The sequence below is a fragment of the Paenibacillus sp. J31R34 genome (assembly GCF_059383715.1).
Genome location: NZ_JBXENU010000017.1, coordinates 19924 through 37387, shown reverse-complemented (window position 1 = coordinate 37387; position 17464 = coordinate 19924). Strand labels below are relative to the sequence as shown.

The 17464-nt window shown below is 48.7% G+C and carries 16 protein-coding genes; 14 read left to right on the top strand and 2 right to left on the bottom strand.

The window, feature by feature from the left end:
* Positions 1-9 precede the first annotated feature (9 nt).
* The 3 genes from AC50YG_RS29905 to AC50YG_RS29895 all read left to right on the top strand — a co-directional run bounded on the left by AC50YG_RS29905 (position 10) and on the right by AC50YG_RS29895 (position 2984).
* On the top strand, positions 10-1188 hold the full coding sequence (locus tag AC50YG_RS29905) for an NAD(P)/FAD-dependent oxidoreductase (RefSeq protein ID WP_473756070.1): 1179 nt from the start codon (positions 10-12) through the stop codon (positions 1186-1188).
* Positions 1189-1303: 115 nt separating this feature from the next.
* Positions 1304-1648: an MmcQ/YjbR family DNA-binding protein gene (locus AC50YG_RS29900; protein WP_473756069.1), complete on the top strand. Its 345-nt coding sequence runs from the start codon at positions 1304-1306 to the stop codon at positions 1646-1648.
* A 187-nt stretch (positions 1649-1835) separates the two neighbouring features.
* Entirely contained in the window at positions 1836-2984 is a 1149-nt protein-coding gene (locus AC50YG_RS29895) for a cation:proton antiporter (protein WP_494832347.1), read from the top strand.
* 90 nt (positions 2985-3074) lie between these two features.
* Here AC50YG_RS29895 and AC50YG_RS29890 read toward each other — a convergent pair whose 3' ends face one another.
* Positions 3075-4397, bottom strand: a complete 1323-nt coding sequence (locus tag AC50YG_RS29890) for a hemolysin family protein (RefSeq protein WP_473756067.1) — start codon at positions 4395-4397, stop codon at positions 3075-3077.
* Positions 4398-4641: 244 nt separating this feature from the next.
* Here AC50YG_RS29890 and AC50YG_RS29885 point away from each other — a divergent pair, with 244 nt between their 5' ends.
* The gene (locus AC50YG_RS29885) at positions 4642-5409 is read left to right on the top strand and encodes a DUF1836 domain-containing protein (RefSeq protein ID WP_341280261.1); all 768 of its coding nucleotides are present in this window, start codon (positions 4642-4644) and stop codon (positions 5407-5409) included.
* Between the two features lie 174 nt (positions 5410-5583).
* Here the strand turns inward: AC50YG_RS29885 and AC50YG_RS29880 are convergent, their stop codons facing one another.
* On the bottom strand, positions 5584-5937 hold the full coding sequence (locus AC50YG_RS29880; protein ID WP_473756066.1) for a DUF4870 domain-containing protein: 354 nt from the start codon (positions 5935-5937) through the stop codon (positions 5584-5586).
* Positions 5938-6149: 212 nt separating this feature from the next.
* Between AC50YG_RS29880 and AC50YG_RS29875 the strand changes: the two genes are divergently transcribed.
* The 10 genes from AC50YG_RS29875 (at position 6150) to AC50YG_RS29830 (ending at position 17416) form a co-directional block, all read left to right on the top strand.
* Positions 6150-7199 carry an LCP family protein gene (locus AC50YG_RS29875; protein ID WP_494832342.1) on the top strand — a complete coding sequence of 350 codons (1050 nt, stop codon included), beginning with the start codon at positions 6150-6152 and terminating at the stop codon, positions 7197-7199.
* Positions 7200-7253: 54 nt separating this feature from the next.
* Positions 7254-7676, top strand: a complete 423-nt coding sequence (locus AC50YG_RS29870; protein WP_341280258.1) for a CBS domain-containing protein — start codon at positions 7254-7256, stop codon at positions 7674-7676.
* A 215-nt stretch (positions 7677-7891) separates the two neighbouring features.
* Positions 7892-8842 (top strand): DUF2232 domain-containing protein, encoded by a 951-nt coding sequence (locus tag AC50YG_RS29865; protein WP_494832337.1) that lies wholly within the window; start codon positions 7892-7894, stop codon positions 8840-8842.
* Positions 8843-8860: 18 nt separating this feature from the next.
* Positions 8861-10828 (top strand): DHH family phosphoesterase, encoded by a 1968-nt coding sequence (locus AC50YG_RS29860; RefSeq protein ID WP_494832335.1) that lies wholly within the window; start codon positions 8861-8863, stop codon positions 10826-10828.
* On the top strand, positions 10825-11268 hold the full coding sequence (rplI, locus tag AC50YG_RS29855; RefSeq protein WP_056036137.1) for a 50S ribosomal protein L9: 444 nt from the start codon (positions 10825-10827) through the stop codon (positions 11266-11268). The genes AC50YG_RS29860 and rplI overlap by 4 nt, the downstream gene beginning before the upstream one ends.
* 18 nt (positions 11269-11286) lie before the next feature.
* Positions 11287-12648, top strand: a complete 1362-nt coding sequence (gene dnaB, locus AC50YG_RS29850) for a replicative DNA helicase (RefSeq protein ID WP_341283116.1) — start codon at positions 11287-11289, stop codon at positions 12646-12648.
* Positions 12649-12836: 188 nt separating this feature from the next.
* Positions 12837-14123, top strand: a complete 1287-nt coding sequence (locus tag AC50YG_RS29845) for an adenylosuccinate synthase (RefSeq protein WP_473756062.1) — start codon at positions 12837-12839, stop codon at positions 14121-14123.
* 94 nt (positions 14124-14217) lie between these two features.
* A complete protein-coding gene (locus tag AC50YG_RS29840) occupies positions 14218-14766 on the top strand; it encodes an NADPH-dependent FMN reductase (RefSeq protein ID WP_494832332.1) in 549 nt (182 codons plus the stop codon).
* Positions 14767-14864: 98 nt separating this feature from the next.
* Positions 14865-15707: a hypothetical protein gene (locus tag AC50YG_RS29835; RefSeq protein ID WP_494832330.1), complete on the top strand. Its 843-nt coding sequence runs from the start codon at positions 14865-14867 to the stop codon at positions 15705-15707.
* 143 nt (positions 15708-15850) lie between these two features.
* Positions 15851-17416 carry a peptidoglycan DD-metalloendopeptidase family protein gene (locus AC50YG_RS29830; protein ID WP_494832328.1) on the top strand — a complete coding sequence of 522 codons (1566 nt, stop codon included), beginning with the start codon at positions 15851-15853 and terminating at the stop codon, positions 17414-17416.
* Positions 17417-17464 lie beyond the last annotated feature (48 nt).

Here is a 17464-nt window from a genome sequence, read left to right as displayed (position 1 = left end):
AGGAACAGTATGTCTAAGCATATTTTGATTTTGGGTGGCGGATATGGTGGTTTGCTGAGCGCATTGACAACTCGCAAACATTTATCCCCTGAGGAAGCAAGCATTACCGTTGTTAACCGTATTCCATCGCACCAAATCGTAACTGAATTGCATCGTCTGGCTGTTGGCGGCGTTCATGAGAACAACGTTGCTTTGCCGCTGACGAAGCTGTTCAAAGATAAATCCATCAATTTGGTTATCGACACTGTCGACAAAATTGATCCGGACCAGAAGCAAGTTCACCTTTCCAGCGGTGCAAAAACTTCCTACGATACGCTTGTTATCGCTCTTGGTGGCGAAACGGCATTTTTCGGCATTCCAGGCCTTGAAGAGAACAGCCTGACGCTGAAATCGGTTGAGGAAGCTAACCGCGTGAGCGCGCACATTCAAGAGCGCCTTGCTGCGTATGCAAAATCGAAAAACAAAGCTGACGCAACGATCGTTGTTGGCGGCGGCGGCCTGACTGGTATTGAGCTGATCGGTGAAATTGCCGACATGCTGCCAAAATGGTGTGAGCAAAGCGGCGTAAACATCAGCGAAGTATCGGTATACAATGTTGAAGCAGGCCCGTCGATCCTGGCTGGTTTCCCTGCAGAGCTTGTTGACCGTGCGAAAGCAAGCCTTGAGAAACGCGGCGTTCAATTGCTGATGGGTATTGCGGTTACAGAAGTAAAAGGCAACGAAGTTATTTTGAAAGACGGTCAAACGCTTGTGGCTAACACATTCGTATGGACTGGCGGCGTTACAGGCAACCCTGTCGTAGCAAACTGCGGTATCGAAGTGAACCGTGGCCGTGCGACTGTGAATGAGTTCCTGCAATCGACTTCGCATCCTGAAGTTTACCTGGCTGGCGACAACGCAGTTGTATTTAGCCCGGATGGTCGTCCATATCCGCCAAGTGCACAAATCGCATGGCAAATGGGCGAAGCAATCGGCTACAACTTATTCGCGCAATCCAAAGGCTTGCCGCAAAAATCGTTTGAATTCGTTAACTCCGGCGTTCTTGCGAGCCTTGGCCGCAAAGATGCAATCGGAACAATTGGCGCAAGCCAGCTTCGTCTGAGAGGCACTGCAGCTTCCCTGATGAAGGAAGCAAGTAACGTTCGTTACTTGACGCATGTTAACGGCTTGTTCTCGCTCGTTTACTAATTTAATTATGAATAACCATAATAAGTTCTCGTTTAAACGGCAGCAGCTGTTTGGGCGGGAACTTTATTTTTTTCAACGGAAGATGGTACGATAAGAAGAAAGGGGGACAACGGCTATGGAACATTATGTTGAATATTGCCTGGGCAAGAAGGGCGCTTTTGAAGATTATCCTTTCGGACCGGAAGCGCTGGTTATGAAGGTAGAAGGAAAGATGTTTGCCCTGATTTCAGACGACCGGAAATCGATATCGCTCAAATGCGACCCCATCATTGCAGAAAATTTACGCGAGCAGCATGCGGCGGTTATTCCCGGCTACCATATGAACAAGAAGCACTGGAATACGGTGTTGCTGGACGGCAGCTTGGAGCCGGAAGAGGTCGAAAGCATGATCACCCACTCCTATGAGCTGGTGGTGAAGTCGCTTCCGAAGGCGGTACGCGAGAGCTTGAGCGGAAGTTAATGGGCTGAAAGTATGGTTTTAGAGGCTCATTTCAGGTATAATAAATGCATTGAGCTTGTAATTGAATAAAAAGATATTTTTTGGAGGAGTCTGTCAACAACGGGATTTCTCTGTCTGCTTGTAAGGAGCCCGTATATATGCGGGCTCCTTCTTTATGTTTTTTTTGCTGCAAAAGGAGGAAGATAAAATGGAATTTATTTTAACGTTAATGCTAATTATTGCGGTGTCCAAAATCGCAGGGGCGATCTCCGTTAAGCTCGGTCAGCCTGCTGTACTCGGAAAGCTGCTTGCAGGAATAGTCGTCGGTCCTGCTTTGCTTGGCTGGGTCGACAATAGCGACTGGCTCGCTCATTTCTCAGAAATAGGCGTGCTGCTGCTCATGTTTATCGCAGGGCTTGAGACGGATCTGGAGCAGCTGCGTAAAGACTGGAAAGCGTCATTTTCGGTGGCGCTGGGGGGCATTATTTTGCCATTCGCCGGTGGATACGGAGCAGCTGTCTTGTTCGGTTTATCCTCTGGGCAGGCGATCTTTCTCGGGCTGCTGCTCTCGGCGACCTCGGTCAGCATTTCGGTTCAAACGTTGAAGGAGATGAACAAGCTTAGCTCCAGAGAGGGCACGACCATACTCGGAGCAGCGGTTGTAGATGATGTGGTGGTCGTTGTTTTACTGGCTGTTGTCATGAGCGTGCTTGGTTCAGGAGGAGATGTATCTATTCCATTGCTGCTAGGGAAAAAAGTTCTGTTCTTTGCTGTTGTCATCGCTGCGAGCTGGTGGCTGGTGCCCTTCGTCATGAAGCGGCTGTCCCGCTTTCCGGTTACAGAGGCGGCGATAAGCGCTGCGCTTGTTATCTGCTTTGGGTTTGCCTACTTCGCAGATGCAATGGGCGTAGCTGGCATTATCGGTGCCTTTGCTGCGGGAATTGCGATTGGGCAAACACCGCTTCGCCATACGATCGAAACGAAGATCGAGCCTATAGCCTATTCGTTGTTTGTGCCTGTTTTTTTCATCAGCATCGGACTTAATGTTACCTTTGCCGGAATCGGCGAGCAGCTGCTGTTTATCGCCTTGCTTTCCATTGTGGCTATACTGACAAAGATGTTCGGTGCTGCAGCCGGAGCAAGGCTCACAGGCTTCAATATGCGTTCTTCCATAGGAATTGGTGCGGGGATGATCTCCAGAGGCGAGGTAGCGCTTATTATCGCTGCATCCGGCTTGCAGTCGGCCCTGCTGCCACAGGCTTATTTTACTCCGGTTGTACTCGTAATAATGGTGACAACGCTGGTTACGCCGCCGCTGATGAAACAGTTGTTCAAGCGGGAGCAGACAGCAAACTAATATTAGGACGACGGAGCATGTAGGGAATACAAATAAATCGGGGCGCCTCTCTATTTTAAAGAGTAGCGCCCCGATTTTAACTTATGAGTCTTATGCGGTTGTTACAACCTGTGCATCTATATCATCGGCTTCGATAATCAGCTCGACCTTCTTGATTCTATGCTTGCCGATCTCACGAATAATAAAGCGCATATTCAGGTGATGGAGCTCCTTGCCAATGCGTGGATCTTGAATTTCGCTGTACAGCCAGCCGCCTACCGTATCGACTTCCTCATGCTCCAGGTTGATGCCTGTCAGCTCGCTTAGTTCGTCGAGCGATACTTTACCGTCAAGCAGGTAGGAGTTGTCATCCAGCTTCTCAATATCCTTGCGCTCGTCAGCATCAAATTCATCGCGAATTTCGCCAACGATTTCTTCCAGGATATCTTCAATCGTAATGAGGCCGGATGTTCCGCCGTATTCATCCATCAAAATGGCGATATGAACTTGCTCCTGTTGCATGCGCTTAAGCAGCGTTTTGACAGGCAGCACTTCGGAAACCGTAAGTACAGGATGGATCAGCTTTTTGAAATCAAACTCTTTATTATGATGGAATTGCAAAAACATCTGCTTCGTATTAATCATGCCGATAATGTTGTCTTTGCTGTCTTGAGCGACAGGAAAGCGTGTATATTGTTCTTTATGAATAATTTCCATGTTTTCAACTAACGATTTGTTGGAATACAGGCAAATCATATCGGTGCGGGGCACCATAATCTCCTTCGCGAGCATTTCGTCAAAAGCGAAAATGCGGCTCACGTAGCCATATTCCGTGTTGTTGATTTTGCCGCTCTGGTAGCTGTCATTCAGAATAATCTGAATTTCTTCTTCGCTATGAGCGTCTTCATGTTCTTTAACGGGCTTCAGGCCGAACATGCGCACAAGCGCGTTAGCGGAGCCGTTCAGTACCCAGATGAAAGGATACATAATTTTGTAGAACAAAATGATTGGCTTTGCTACTGTGAAGCTGATAAACTCAGCTTTTTGAATTGCCCATGTCTTCGGAGCAAGCTCACCAATAACAACGTGCAGGAATGTAACGGAAGCGAAAGCAATAATAAAGGACAATATGTGACTGACTTCACTGCTTATACTAAGCTGTTGAAAAAGAGGGAACAGGATTTTCTCCACTGTCGGTTCACCCAGCCAACCTAACCCGAGAGCTGTAATGGTAATACCAAGCTGACAGGCCGACAGATAACCATCCAAATTGCTTGTAACCTGTTGTACGGCAAGAGCGTTTTTCTTGCCTTCAAGCACTAATTGATCGACCCGGCTTGCCCGGAGCCTGATAACAGCAAATTCCGTTGCCACGAAAAAGGCAGTCATCACAATTAATAATGCAATCAATAACAGATTAAGTCCTATACCCATGTCTACTTTTCACTATCCTTTTTAAATGAATTTTAAGTTCTTATGAACTAATATACCGAACTCAAGGGTCAATATGCAATCTCGCCATTCGTTGTTAGCAGGCCATATGAGGCAAATTACAGTCAAAAATGCGAAAAATGTTGATATTATTGGCTATTATCTCGTCTTTACATTCCTATATCGCAGGCGTATGATAAGTTCATTCGAACTTGAAATGGTTCAGTACAAGTAGGAGGAAAGCGATATGGAGTCTTTCACGCTTACTCGAAAAGAAATGGCTTGCCTGCTGATGGCGCTGGATGGACAGGATGGACATCGTCCCTTGCAGGTGCTGCAGGATGCTTGGAAGAAGACGCACCGCGATGCATTGGAAGCCGGAGCTTCTCTGCCCGCCTTCTTATCCACGGCCCTTCCCCCCATTCTGGAGAAGATGATAAAAGGCAATGAAGTGAGAGGCTTCTCACTGCAGGAAATCGCTACGCTCGGCCATATGGTGGAGTATTCCAACATGTCTATTACCTCTATGCAGAATTGGGTGAAGCGCGATTTTAAGGTTTATTTCGATTGTCCAAAAATGGGGAAAAAATATTCACTGAATCAAGCGGCGCTTTTGTTCGTCATTGATGATTTGAAGTCGAATCTCGATTTTGAGTCGATTCGCAAGCTGCTTGAGATTTTATTCATTAAGCCGGAGGATGAATCGGCCGATCTGATTGGTCCGCTTGAGCTGTATGCGTCTTACTCGGCCATGTTTGAAGAGCTTGATGCGAACAATGATCAGCTTCTGGATACATTCGGCCATGTAAAGGGTGGCAGCAAGCAGGATGCATTGACGGAAAATGCGATTAAAGCTTCGGCGGACCGTTTTGCCCGAAAGCTCCCGGATTTGACGAACGACCAGTCGGAGGCGCTTCGCAATATTTTGTTCATTGCGGCAATTTCGATCCAGACGGCGTATTTCCACTCGCTGGCCCGCCGTTATTTGAATGCCACTCTGTTTCTGCATCGGTAACCGTGCTGCAGCAGGAGACATGTCCGATTAGGCTTACAGCGTCTGCTCAGGCATACGCGCAAGGCGGGTAAACAATAAGGCTCCTATCCTTAAGCGGATGGGAGCCTTATTTTTCTCGGAATGAAACGCGCCGCGCCGTCAAAGGATGGCGACAGCCGTTACACCTTGTGCCATTTACTTAAATTGTGCAGCTTGCTTCTCGGCAATATCGCCAACGTAAGGCAATTTGAATTGCTTGCCTTGGTAAGCTTGAAGCATTAGGAAGATCCAGAGGACGAACCCAGCAATACTAAGCAGGCCACTAACCAGTGTGCCTATAATTGGGATGATGTTCAGTACCATCGTAACCACAAGTAAGCCGCCGAATGTAATAATGGATTGCATCGCATGAAATTTCACATACCGGCTGTTTTTCTCCAAGACCAGGAAAATGATACCGGTAATGAAGCCGAAAACATAACAAAGCAGCGCTGCGACCTTAGGATCGAGCCCAGTTGAGGATTGATCAGGTTGATTGATTTGTTGCATTTGTGAAGGTCATCCTTTCTGATTCGAAAAATGAATGGTGCGTTATACTATATTCTTCCTTACCCACTATTATTCCTGCCAAAACTCGCTAGAATACATCAATTGGTAGCAAAGTCTTGTAAAAGTTTTGTAACTTATGGCTCAAGGTTGTCGTTTATGATGGTGAGTGTGCTTCTGAAGCACTATAACTTTAATAGTTAGGAGTTAGGGAAATGTCAAATTGGACCAAAAAGAAGAAATGGATATATACGCTGTGCGCAGCGGTGCTCGTGCTTGGAACGGCGGGTTATTTTAATCGCGGAGCGCTTGCTATGCTGGGTTTCAACTGGTTTCTCTCGGATCAGGTAGCTACTGGGCTGGAGCAAACCTATAAACCAATAGAAGGTCGCGAACCTATTCAAGTCGGCAATATGAATACGAATCCGTTCGCACTTATGCTGCTTGGGGTCGACCAGCGGGGCAAGGAAACGGGAAGATCGGATACGATGATCTACACGGTCATACGTCCGAAGGACGGCGCTATTCTCATGGTATCTATCCCGCGTGATACGTATACGGAAATTGTGGGTAAAAATAAAGAGGACAAAATTACGCATGCGTACGCATTTGGTGGTGCCAAGATGGCCATTGAGACGGTCGAAAATCTATTTGATCAGCCTATTAACTATTATGCGGCTATTAATTTTCAGGGTTTTCGTGCTGTTATTGATGCAATGGGAGGGATTTCCCTGCCGATTGCAGAAGATATAGTAAATAAGGATCCCGATCACGAAAAATTTGTCGTGAAAGGCGGTCAGGATGTATATAATGGCAATGATGCGCTGAATTACGTTCGTTACCGTGAAGATGCCGGAGGCGATATGAGCCGTACGGGAAGACATCAAATTTTTCTGAATCAGTTGCTGGATAAAGCATCAGAGGTCGGTCAATGGAGCAAAATCCCTGACCTGATTGACATTATGGGCGAAAACTTCAGTACGGACATCCAGCCTGACCAAATGATTAAGCTGGCGCAGCAGCAGCTGCAACAGGATAACCGCACGATATACAGCCATACGCTGAAAGGCGAGGGGCACAGGCTGACGAACGGCGGCGCATGGTATTATTTTGCAGATAAAGACGATTTGTCCAAGACGCAGGCGATGATTGGCAGCTGGCTGAACCCAGATACGGCGAAGCAGGATTTAATCATGCCGGATGAGTACACCTCCAAAGTGCAAAAGCCGGTTGGCTCATTGTCCAGCGCAAGCGACGCCGAGTAGACTGCGGGCAGTCTCAGGGCGGTAAGCGAAGGAAGAAATGGAGTTGATTGACGGATGAACATTGCGTTTTTTCTGCTGCCCAAGCAGGAAGTCGTAACGGTAACACATGACGCAACACTTAGGCAGACGCTGGAGAAAATGGAGCATCACCGTTACACAGCCGTACCGATTATTAACGCTGAGGGCGAATATGCAGGTGTTGTCACAGAAGGCGATTTATTATGGTTCATGAAAAATAGGCCGGAGCTGACTTTCGAAATGACGAATAAAGTCAAGCTGGCGGACGTTCCGCTGCGGCTCAGTCACCGCTCGGTTCGAATTGACGCGAACATGGAAGACCTCATTATGCTGGCGAAGGTGCAAAACTTTGTGCCGGTCGTTGATGACAGCGAGCATTTTATTGGCATTGTGCGGCGAAGTGAAATTATTGATTATTGTCAGACGATTATGCAAAGCGCAATTGCGATTGAGGCATAGTCTATTTCAAAGAAGGCGGAGAGCAGCGGCTCTCCGCCTTTTATCAATGTAAGGCCATGTCGTTTACGCTTGAAATATAAGGAATTATAAATTTGTTTATATAAATAGGCTTCTATTTCTCCGCGAAACGAGCATTGCCTCCAAAGTAAGGCAACGCCGTTTACGCTTGTTGGATGCGGTGAAGCTTATTTGTGATATAATGGGGTCTGGCAAGCATGGCGGCTAGATTTACGAATATACATGTGCAAGAGGTGAACGGTTTGAAGACCGGTATGAAATCTGTTTTATGGAGCGCGGTAGCATTGCTCCTGTTATTGTCCATAGCTGTACCTGTTCTAAATATTTTGACCATCTTGTGTCTTATGGTTCCTTATGTGGTGTTGTACACAGCGCTTCCAGCGCGTGGGTTCATTCTGCATATGCTGCCGGTATGGGTGGTGTCCTTCCTCATATTAGGAGCTCCAGCGTTAATTATCGGTTTGTTTTTCCTTGTTCCTTCTATTGTGATGGGGCATATGTTCAAGAAGCAGCTGCCTGCACATAAAGTGCTGTCAAGAACGGTTATTACGCTGCTTGTACTGTTTTTGATGGAATTTGCAGCTTTTGAAGTGATTTTAGATTTGTCCCTGACTAGCGAAATGGGCAATTTTGTCCGCTCCGTATTTAGCGATCCGCAATTGCAGCCACTGCTTCCTGCGGAATGGAGTGATGAGTATACCGAGATGCTCATTCAAATGATGCTGAATACGATTCCGCTCGCTGTTATTAGCGTATCGTTCTTCTACGCTGTTGTTACCCAATATATTTCGCGGCGTGTGCTTGTATCCTCGGGCATAGAGGTGCCGAGAATGCCACTGGCGAAAGATTGGATGCTGCCGCGGGTATTAGTTATTTATTATGTGATTGTTTACATTCTCAGCATGTTTGTCAGTCCAGACAGCAAGTCCTTCATGGGAGTAGCCGTGCTGAATTTACTACCGCTGCTGAGGCTCGCTTTTGCAATCCAAGCCGTCGGTTTCTTCTTCTATTTGGCCCATGAGCGCAAATGGAACCCGGCTATTCCAGTTCTTATTGCAATACCTGTACTGCTTTTCTCGCCACTGAGCTTAATCGGTGTGCTTGATGCTGCTTTCCCTATCCGTAAGTCATTTACGAAGAAATCCTAGCACAGGAGCGATCAGGAAATGCCAAAGTTTTTAGTTGTTCGCTGGCATGGCATGCATCAGTTGGCGGCTTTCGCTATTATGGCGGTTATGACGACAGCCCTTGCTTGGTTCGAATGGCGAATCGGGCTTATTGCTCTGCTGTTTATGATCGGTTTCAGCGTATATGGTTTTCTAGCGGAGCGGGCGTTCCGCAAAGATTTAAAAACGTATTTAAGTACGATTTCTTACCGGGTAAAGAAGGCCGGCAATGATGTGATTAGCGAGCTTCCTTTCGGTATTATATTGTATAATGAAGACAAGACGGTCGAATGGCATAACCCTTATATTGCTGAGATTTTGGGCCATGATTCTGTCGTGGGGCAGACCATCGCAGAGCTGTTCCCCTCCTTGCACCAGACGAAGGACAAGGAACGCGAGGCAGAGCAGCAGGTTATAGTGGGAAACTATGTTTTTCAGCTGATTTTCAAGCCGGAAGAGCGCATTTTGTACGTGAAAAATATTACCGAGCTGTGGCATCTCTCCAAGAAATATGAAGAGGAGAAGCTGGCACTGGGCATCGTCATGATTGACAGCTTGGATGAAGTAACACAGGGCATGGATGACAACCAGCGCTCGGCGCTGCTGTCCAAGGTTACGACCGAGATTACCGAGTGGGCGCAGCGTTATCAGCTTCATATTAAGCGGCTGACCTCAGACCGGTTTATGCTCATCACGAACCTCAGGACGCTTAGGCAGCTGGAGCAATCCCGGTTTGTGCTGCTCGATGAAGTTCGCGAGCTTACCTGCGATCAGAAAATCCCTACGACGCTCAGCATCGGCTTTGCTGCTGAGGCAGAGAGCATTGTTGAGCTGGGCCAGTGGGCGCAATCCAGCCTTGATATTGCTCTTGGGCGCGGCGGCGATCAAGCAGCTGTCAAAATCGGCGGCAGGCAGTCTTTCTATGGCGGCAAGTCCAATGCGGTCGAGAAGCGGACCCGTGTTCGGGCTCGCGTCGTGGCGCACGCGCTTAGAGATTTGATTAAGGAAAGCGGCAATATTATCATCATGGGCCACAAGATGCCGGATATGGATGCAATCGGCGCAGCTATTGGGATTACGAAGGCGGCGCAAATGTTCGGCAAGGAAGCTTTCATTGTGCTGGAAGGCATCAACCCTTCCATTCAGAAAATGATGGAGATGCTGCGCGAGGATGAGCGTTTCTCCAAACGGTTCATTACGCCGGAGCAGGCGATGTCCATGACGAACAATAAGACGCTGACGGTTGTCGTCGATACCCACAAGGCGTCGATGGTGAAGGAACCGCGGCTAATTGGAGCACATGGGAAAATCGTCGTCATTGACCATCACCGCCGCGGCGAGGAGTTTATTGCGAATGCGATTCTGGTCTACATGGAGCCGTATGCGTCTTCCACTTGCGAGCTGGTAGCGGAGCTTCTCCAATACATTGCGGATCGCATCGTGCTTGATGTGCGGGAAGCTACTGCGCTGCTTGCTGGCATTACGGTAGATACGAAGAGCTTCTCGCTTCGTACCGGCGCCAGAACGTTTGAGGCGGCATCGTTCCTAAGGCGCAACGGCGCGGATTCCATGCTTGTGCAGCGGATGCTGAAGGAAGATTTGGAAGAGTACGTACGCAAGGCGGAAATTATTAAGCATGCTAGCGTCCATTATGAGCATATCGCGATTGCTGTAACCGATCCGGGCCGCAAGGTAGGCCAGCTGTTAATTGCACAGGCGGCAGATACGCTGCTCAATATGACGGATATTTTGGCATCGTTCGTCGTTGGCGAGCGAACAGACGGCTTAATCGGCATAAGCGCGCGTTCGCTTGGCGACATGAACGTGCAGGTCGTGATGGAGAGAATGGGCGGAGGCGGGCATTTAACGAATGCTGCCGCCCAGCTTGAGGGCACCGTTAGTGAAGTAGCGGAGAAGCTTAAAGCGGTACTAAAAGAAATTGATAAGGAAGAGGGGTTATTTGAATGAAAGTAATTTTTTTGGCAGATGTTAAGGGACAAGGGAAAAAAGGCGAGGTTAAAGATGTATCCGAAGGTTATGTGCGTAATTTTTTACTTCCTAAAGGACTGGCAAAACCGGCATCAGACGGCAATCTGAAGACGCTCGAAGTACAAAATGCTTCCGAGCAGAAGCGTAAAGCGCAGGAGAAGGAAGATGCGAAGACGCTTGCGAAGAAGATGGAGGAAATGACGATCGTGCTGAAGACGAAGGCTGGCGAAGGTGGCCGTTTGTTCGGTGCCATCACATCCAAGCAAATCGGAGAGCAGCTGGCTGCACAAGGCGTTAAGGTCGACAAACGTAAAATTGAGCTGGAAGAGCCCATTCGTACACTTGGCATGACGGAAGTGCTTGTGAAGCTGCATCCTGAAGTGAAAGCCAAGCTGCGCGTGCAAACAACTGAGGAATAATAGTTATAGGGGGAAATGATGAGTACAGAGCTGAAGTTTGATCGCGTTCCGCCGCAGAACATGGAGGCGGAGCAAGCCGTTATCGGTGCCGTGCTGCTGCAGGCGGAAGCGCTGATTACAGCTATGGAGCGTCTTCGCAGTGAAGATTTTTACAGCGGCCCCCATCAGCGTATTTATGAAGCGATGATTGAGCTGGCTGAAAATAATCAGCCGATCGATCTGGTTACGCTCACTGCGCATTTGCAGGATCAGCAGCTGCTCGACGAAATTGGCGGCGTGTCTTATTTGGCACGGCTGGCCAGCTCCGTTCCAACGGCAGCGAACGTCGATTATTACGCGCAGATCGTAGAGGAGAAATCCTTGCTGCGCCGTCTGATCCGCACGGCTACGAATATCGTAACCGAAGGTTATGCCGGAACGGAGCAGGTAGGTGCGCTTCTGGGCGATGCGGAGCAGAAAATTCTCGAAATTTCCAATCGGCGCTCCAGCAGCGGGTTTATTTCCATCCGCGACGTGCTGATGGAAGTGTTCGAGAAGGTCGAGCACTTGTATATGAACAAAGGCGGTACGTCAGGCATTCCATCGGGTTTTGTCGATTTGGACAAAATGACGTCCGGCTTCCAGCGCAGCGATCTCATTATTGTTGCGGCCCGTCCTTCCGTTGGTAAGACGGCGTTCGCACTGAATATTGCCCAAAATGTCGGCGTTCGCGCACGCGAGACGGTCGCCATATTCAGTCTGGAGATGTCGGCTGCACAGCTTGTGCAGCGGATGATTTGTGCGGAAGCGAATGTGGATGCGGGTCGGATGCGGACAGGCTTCCTGGAGGGCGATGACTGGGAAAAGCTGACGATGGCGATTGGCGCCTTATCCGAGGCGCAGATATTTATTGATGATACACCCGGCATAACGGTCGCTGAGATTCGTGCGAAATGCCGCCGTCTCAAGAAAGAACGCGGGCTTGGCATGATTTTGATCGATTACCTCCAGCTTATTTCCGGCCGCGGCAAGGCAGGGGAAAATCGGCAGCAGGAAGTATCGGAAATTTCCCGTACACTGAAGCAGATTGCCCGTGAGCTTGAAGTGCCGGTTATCGCGCTGTCGCAGCTCAGCCGGGGCGTTGAGCAGCGTCAGGACAAGCGTCCGATGATGTCCGACCTTCGGGAATCCGGTTCAATTGAGCAGGATGCCGACATTGTATCCTTCCTTTATCGGGATGATTATTACGATAAGGAATCGGAGAAAAAGAATATTATCGAGATTATTATCGCCAAGCAGCGGAATGGACCCGTTGGTACGGTTGAGCTGGTGTTTCTGAAAAATTTCAATAAATTCGTCAGCTTGGACCGTTCTCATGAGGATCCATCGCAGGCATCCTAATGATATCCGAACAATTGTAGAGCTCTTTCTACAATTGTTCGTTTTTAGTTTGACTTCTATTTCGGGTACTGCTACACTAATATTGCTGTCTTCGTGTGTCACCCGTTGTTCTCGTAAGTAAGGGAAAACCGGTGCAATAGAAGAACAGTAAATTTCGGTGTGTCTATACACCGGACGGGGGTATGTTTATGTCTACGGTTGTTGTGGTTGGTACGCAGTGGGGAGACGAAGGAAAAGGCAAAATTACCGATTATCTGGCGGAAGGCGCCGACGTCGTCGCTCGCTATCAAGGCGGTAACAATGCCGGACACACTATTCTCATTGACAATAAGAAATATAAATTAACGATGGTACCTTCGGGTATTTTTAACCACAATAAAGTGTGTGTCATCGGTAATGGTATGGTTATTAACCCTAAAGCGCTAATTGAAGAAATTAACTATATTCAAGAAAACGGGTTTTCAACTGAAAACTTGAAAATCAGCGATCGTGCCCATGTCATTATGCCTTATCATATCGTACTTGATGCATTGGAAGAAACGCGCAAAGGCGATAATAAAATTGGTACAACGGGCAAAGGTATCGGTCCTTGCTACATGGATAAAGCCGCTCGCAACGGCATTCGGATCGCCGACCTGATGGATGCAGAAGAGTTTGAGCAGAAGCTGCGCCGCCTTGTTGTCGAGAAAAACCAAGTGATTGAGCAAGTATTCGGCGGCGAGCCGCTGAATGCCGACAGCATCGTTGAGGAATACCTCGCTTATGCTGAAGTGCTTCGCTCGTATGTAACGGACACGTCCGTTGTCCTGAATGATGCGATTGATGCTGGCAACAAGGTGCTGTTTGAAGGCGCGCAAGGCGTTATGCTGGATATTGACCAAGGTACATATCCATTCGTAACTTCGTCCAACCCATCCGCTGGCGGCGTATGTATCGGTTCTGGCGTAGGCCCATCGAAAATCCAGCAAGTTATCGGCGTAGCTAAAGCCTATACAACACGTGTTGGCGATGGTCCATTCCCAACTGAGCAAAACAATGCAATCGGCGATTTGATTCGCGATAAAGGCCACGAGTACGGTACGGTTACTGGCCGTCCGCGCCGTGTAGGCTGGTTCGACAGCGTAGTTGTACGCCATGCTCGTCGTGTTAGCGGAATTACAGGCTTGTCGCTTAACTCGCTCGACGTTATGACAGGCATTGAAACGGTTAAAATTTGCACAGGCTACAAATATAATGGGGAAATCATTACGCACTATCCAGCAAGCCTGAAAATGCTTGCGGATTGCGAAGCGGTATATGAGGAGCTTCCAGGCTGGTCCGAGGATATTTCTGGCGCAAAAACGCTGGATGATCTGCCAGTGAACACGCGCAATTACTTGAACCGCGTATCGGAGCTGACAGGTATTCCGATTGCGATTTTCTCAGTCGGCCGCAACCGCGAGCAGACAAATCCGGTTGTAGCTATTTACAAATAGACGAAACCGCTAGACGGATAACAAATAGGAAGACAGCTGCGAATGCTGTCTTCTTTCTTTTTTTTTCACAATAAATGAAAAGGGATGATGTGGAATGAGCAAGAATATTCAGCTTTTGGCGATTTCGGGAAGCTTGCGTGAGAAGTCTTCCAATACGGCACTTATGAGCGCGATTATCGGGCTGGCTGCGGAGCCTGTACGTTTCAGCGTTTACAGCGGGCTGGGCGAGCTTCCGCATTTTAATCCTGATCTGGATGTAGAGGAAGGGCCAGCAGCAGTTAGAGAGCTGCGCAAACAGCTAAAGGAGGCAGACGGCGTTCTCATCTGTACACCTGAATACGGGAATGGTGTCCCGGGCTCCTTGAAAAATGCGCTCGACTGGATCGTGTCCTCTGGCGAATTCATCAACAAAAGGGTGGCGGTTGTCACGGCATCGCCATCTCCAATGGGCGGGGATAAAGCCAATGCTTCGCTGCTGCTTACGCTGAATATGATTAATGCGATTATCGTGGATCAAGGCATAGTCATGATTCCGCATATCACTCTCAAGATGAACAAAGAAGGCGTTATTACGGATGAAGACACGAAGCAGCAGCTGCTGGCTATGCTGGCTAGTCTGGGACAGCCCAATTCTGTTATATAAAAGGGCCTCTCAGCACTGAGCAGCGGTTATGTGCCCTTTCTCTTGTCCATAATGGTAAAAGAAACCATTGTGTAGACGGGTCAAACGGGAAGGGCAAGGTGAAGAGCATGTGGAAGATGACGGGCTGGCTGGCGAAAACGGTGGCAGCAGGAATCATTATAAGCTTTTTGTCGATTTGGACGACGGGCTATATTGTGAGCAGTTACGTGGATACGATTTTGAAGCAATATAATTTACCTCTGGAAGTAAAGCCAATGGCGCTGACTGGATTATGGGGAAAAATGTGGGGCGCTGATCCGCTGATGGCGGATACAGGCGGCTCTAAGGGGCAGTCTGGCGCCTCGCAGGCTGGAAAGGATGGCTCATCAGGGTCGAGCAGCAGCAGCTCGGCTGAGCAAGGAGAGACAGGAGCTCAGAAGCCCAGCGGAGAGGTTTCCTCGGGCGAGGGCGCAGCGGCAGGGGAAGATTCCCCGCTTGCCATCGATGCTTTCGGTCAGCAATCGGAGCCGCCGCTTACCGATATGGGCATTGGCGGCGGGAAGAAAGCGGGCGGCGGTGCAGCCTTAGGTATAGGCGCAGGTGGCACGGAAAGCGGTACGGAGGGTAGCGGCACGACGAACGGTGGTACGGAAGAAGTGGATGGAGAGCAGCCTTTAGTAGAGTCGGAGCCGGGTACAGATGGCTCTTCCATTGACGGTACGGAAACAGCGGTTACGACGGATCAGCTGAACCAGGTCAAAAGCCAAATGAGCGACACGGACAAGACAGAGCTGTTCGGATTATTAATGACCAAGCTGCCCCAAGAAGCTTGGCAGACGATATCCGGATACATGGAAAATGGCCTTACAGATCAAGAGCTTACAGAGCTTCAACAGGTCATTGCCCAGCATTTGAGCAAGGAAGAATACGAGCAAATTATGAGTATTCTGAAGAAATATTAATATTAGGCGGTATTCGGAGAGGTTGCTCCTCGTGTTAAGGCTATGTTAAAGTAATAGTCGGGTGTTCTGACGGGACAAAGGGCCCTGATATGAATCGGAAGACCTAATTAAGATAGCGGCATTAAGGCGAGAAGGAGACGATCATGACCGATTTTAGGGCAACGGGTCGGATCCGAAAGGCGTGGAATACATCCATTCAGTTCTTTCGGCAATTCCGAACACAAGACTCGAAAGGCATCAATCAGCAACCGACCGCAGCAGTGCAAGCGACATCGACAACAGCAGCTACTAACTATAAGAAACCTATCATCCTTGCAGGCGGAATTATCGCGATTTTGGCAGCAGTCGGAATTGGCGGTATACAATATATTAAGGCTAACACGAATGACTATTATCACTTATATATGAACGGCACCGAAGTAGGGACGGTCGGCAGTCCGCTGGAGGTTGGGGCGCTGCTTGAGCAGAAGGCATCTGAAGCACAGCAGGCAACGCCGGATATTCCAATCTTGGTGGAATCAGGTCAACTTACATATACGAGTACAAGTGCATACAAAGGTGTCCCGGATACGCAGCAGACGCTTGCGAAGCTGGAAGGCCTGCTTACAACCCACGCTGTTGGCGTAGAGGTGAAGGTAAATGGCAAAGTAATCGGTATTGTGAAAAACCAAGAAGCAGCAGATGCCGTACTGGCACGTGTGCAGAGCAAATATGCACCGGAAGAGAAGGCGGAGAAGGAATCAACGAAGGTTCGCGCACTCGCTTTTTCACCAGAGGAAGCAGAGGTGGACAAGAATACACCTAAGGCAGGCAAGGAACTGACGGATGTCGCTTTCGTAGAGAAGGTGGAGACGGATGCGGTATCGACTTCGCTTAGCGACATTGTCTCAGACAATGATATGTACAAGCTGCTCGTAGAGGGCACAATTAAACCAACGAAATATACGGTAGCGCAAGGCGATTGCGTCGGTTGTATCGCTCAGAAATTTGATATTTCACCGCAAGTGATTTATGAGAATAACAAAGGCATTGAAGATGATATGATCAAGGTTGGAGATGTGCTTGATCTTACGGTTCGCCAGCCGGAGCTTTCTGTCCGGACAACCGAGAATTTGACGGAGATCGTAACGATCGACCCGCCAACCGAGGTTCAGAAAAATGATGACATGCGCGTTGGAGAATCCAAGCTGATCAGCGCAGGCGTCAGCGGCTCCAAGAGCCTAACCTACAAAATCGTGAAAGAGAATGGTTACCTAATCAGCGAAGAGCTGGTAGACCAGCAGGTGATTACGGAAGCTATTCCAACCGTTATGATGAAGGGCACGAAGGTCATTTTGGGTGAAGGAACGGGTTTATTCTCTTCTCCAGTATCGAGCTATTCGGTGTCCAGCACGTTCGGACAGCGTTGGGGACGGATGCATAAAGGCATCGACATGACGGGCAGCAAAACGATTACAGCAGCTGACAATGGCGTTGTTAGTTTTGCTGGCACGAAGAACGGCTACGGCAACGTAGTCATTATTGACCATAAGAACGGATATGAAACGCTGTACGGGCATCTGGATTCGATTAGCGTCAGCGTAGGCGATATATTAGAAAAAGGCGATACACTAGGTATTATGGGGAACACGGGACGGTCTTACGGCGTCCACCTTCATTTTGAAATTCATAAAGACGGAGAGCTTCAAAACCCGTTGAAATATTTATAATCGGACTTATACCATCAGGGGAGTGCAGCCGAAGCGAAAGCTTGCGGG

Bases quoted from the DNA above. Each gene is read 5' to 3' on its own strand.
- AC50YG_RS29905 (WP_473756070.1), top strand. From the start codon at position 10: ATGTCTAAGCATATTTTGATTTTGGGTGGCGGATATGGTGGTTTGCTG.
- AC50YG_RS29900 (WP_473756069.1), top strand. From the start codon at position 1,304: ATGGAACATTATGTTGAATATTGCCTGGGCAAGAAGGGCGCTTTTGAA.
- AC50YG_RS29895 (WP_494832347.1), top strand. From the start codon at position 1,836: ATGGAATTTATTTTAACGTTAATGCTAATTATTGCGGTGTCCAAAATC.
- AC50YG_RS29890 (WP_473756067.1), bottom strand. From the start codon at position 4,397: ATGGGTATAGGACTTAATCTGTTATTGATTGCATTATTAATTGTGATG.
- AC50YG_RS29885 (WP_341280261.1), top strand. From the start codon at position 4,642: ATGGAGTCTTTCACGCTTACTCGAAAAGAAATGGCTTGCCTGCTGATG.
- AC50YG_RS29880 (WP_473756066.1), bottom strand. From the start codon at position 5,937: ATGCAACAAATCAATCAACCTGATCAATCCTCAACTGGGCTCGATCCT.
- AC50YG_RS29875 (WP_494832342.1), top strand. From the start codon at position 6,150: ATGTCAAATTGGACCAAAAAGAAGAAATGGATATATACGCTGTGCGCA.
- AC50YG_RS29870 (WP_341280258.1), top strand. From the start codon at position 7,254: ATGAACATTGCGTTTTTTCTGCTGCCCAAGCAGGAAGTCGTAACGGTA.
- AC50YG_RS29865 (WP_494832337.1), top strand. From the start codon at position 7,892: ATGGCGGCTAGATTTACGAATATACATGTGCAAGAGGTGAACGGTTTG.
- AC50YG_RS29860 (WP_494832335.1), top strand. From the start codon at position 8,861: ATGCCAAAGTTTTTAGTTGTTCGCTGGCATGGCATGCATCAGTTGGCG.
- rplI (WP_056036137.1), top strand. From the start codon at position 10,825: ATGAAAGTAATTTTTTTGGCAGATGTTAAGGGACAAGGGAAAAAAGGC.
- dnaB (WP_341283116.1), top strand. From the start codon at position 11,287: ATGAGTACAGAGCTGAAGTTTGATCGCGTTCCGCCGCAGAACATGGAG.
- AC50YG_RS29845 (WP_473756062.1), top strand. From the start codon at position 12,837: ATGTCTACGGTTGTTGTGGTTGGTACGCAGTGGGGAGACGAAGGAAAA.
- AC50YG_RS29840 (WP_494832332.1), top strand. From the start codon at position 14,218: ATGAGCAAGAATATTCAGCTTTTGGCGATTTCGGGAAGCTTGCGTGAG.
- AC50YG_RS29830 (WP_494832328.1), top strand. From the start codon at position 15,851: ATGACCGATTTTAGGGCAACGGGTCGGATCCGAAAGGCGTGGAATACA.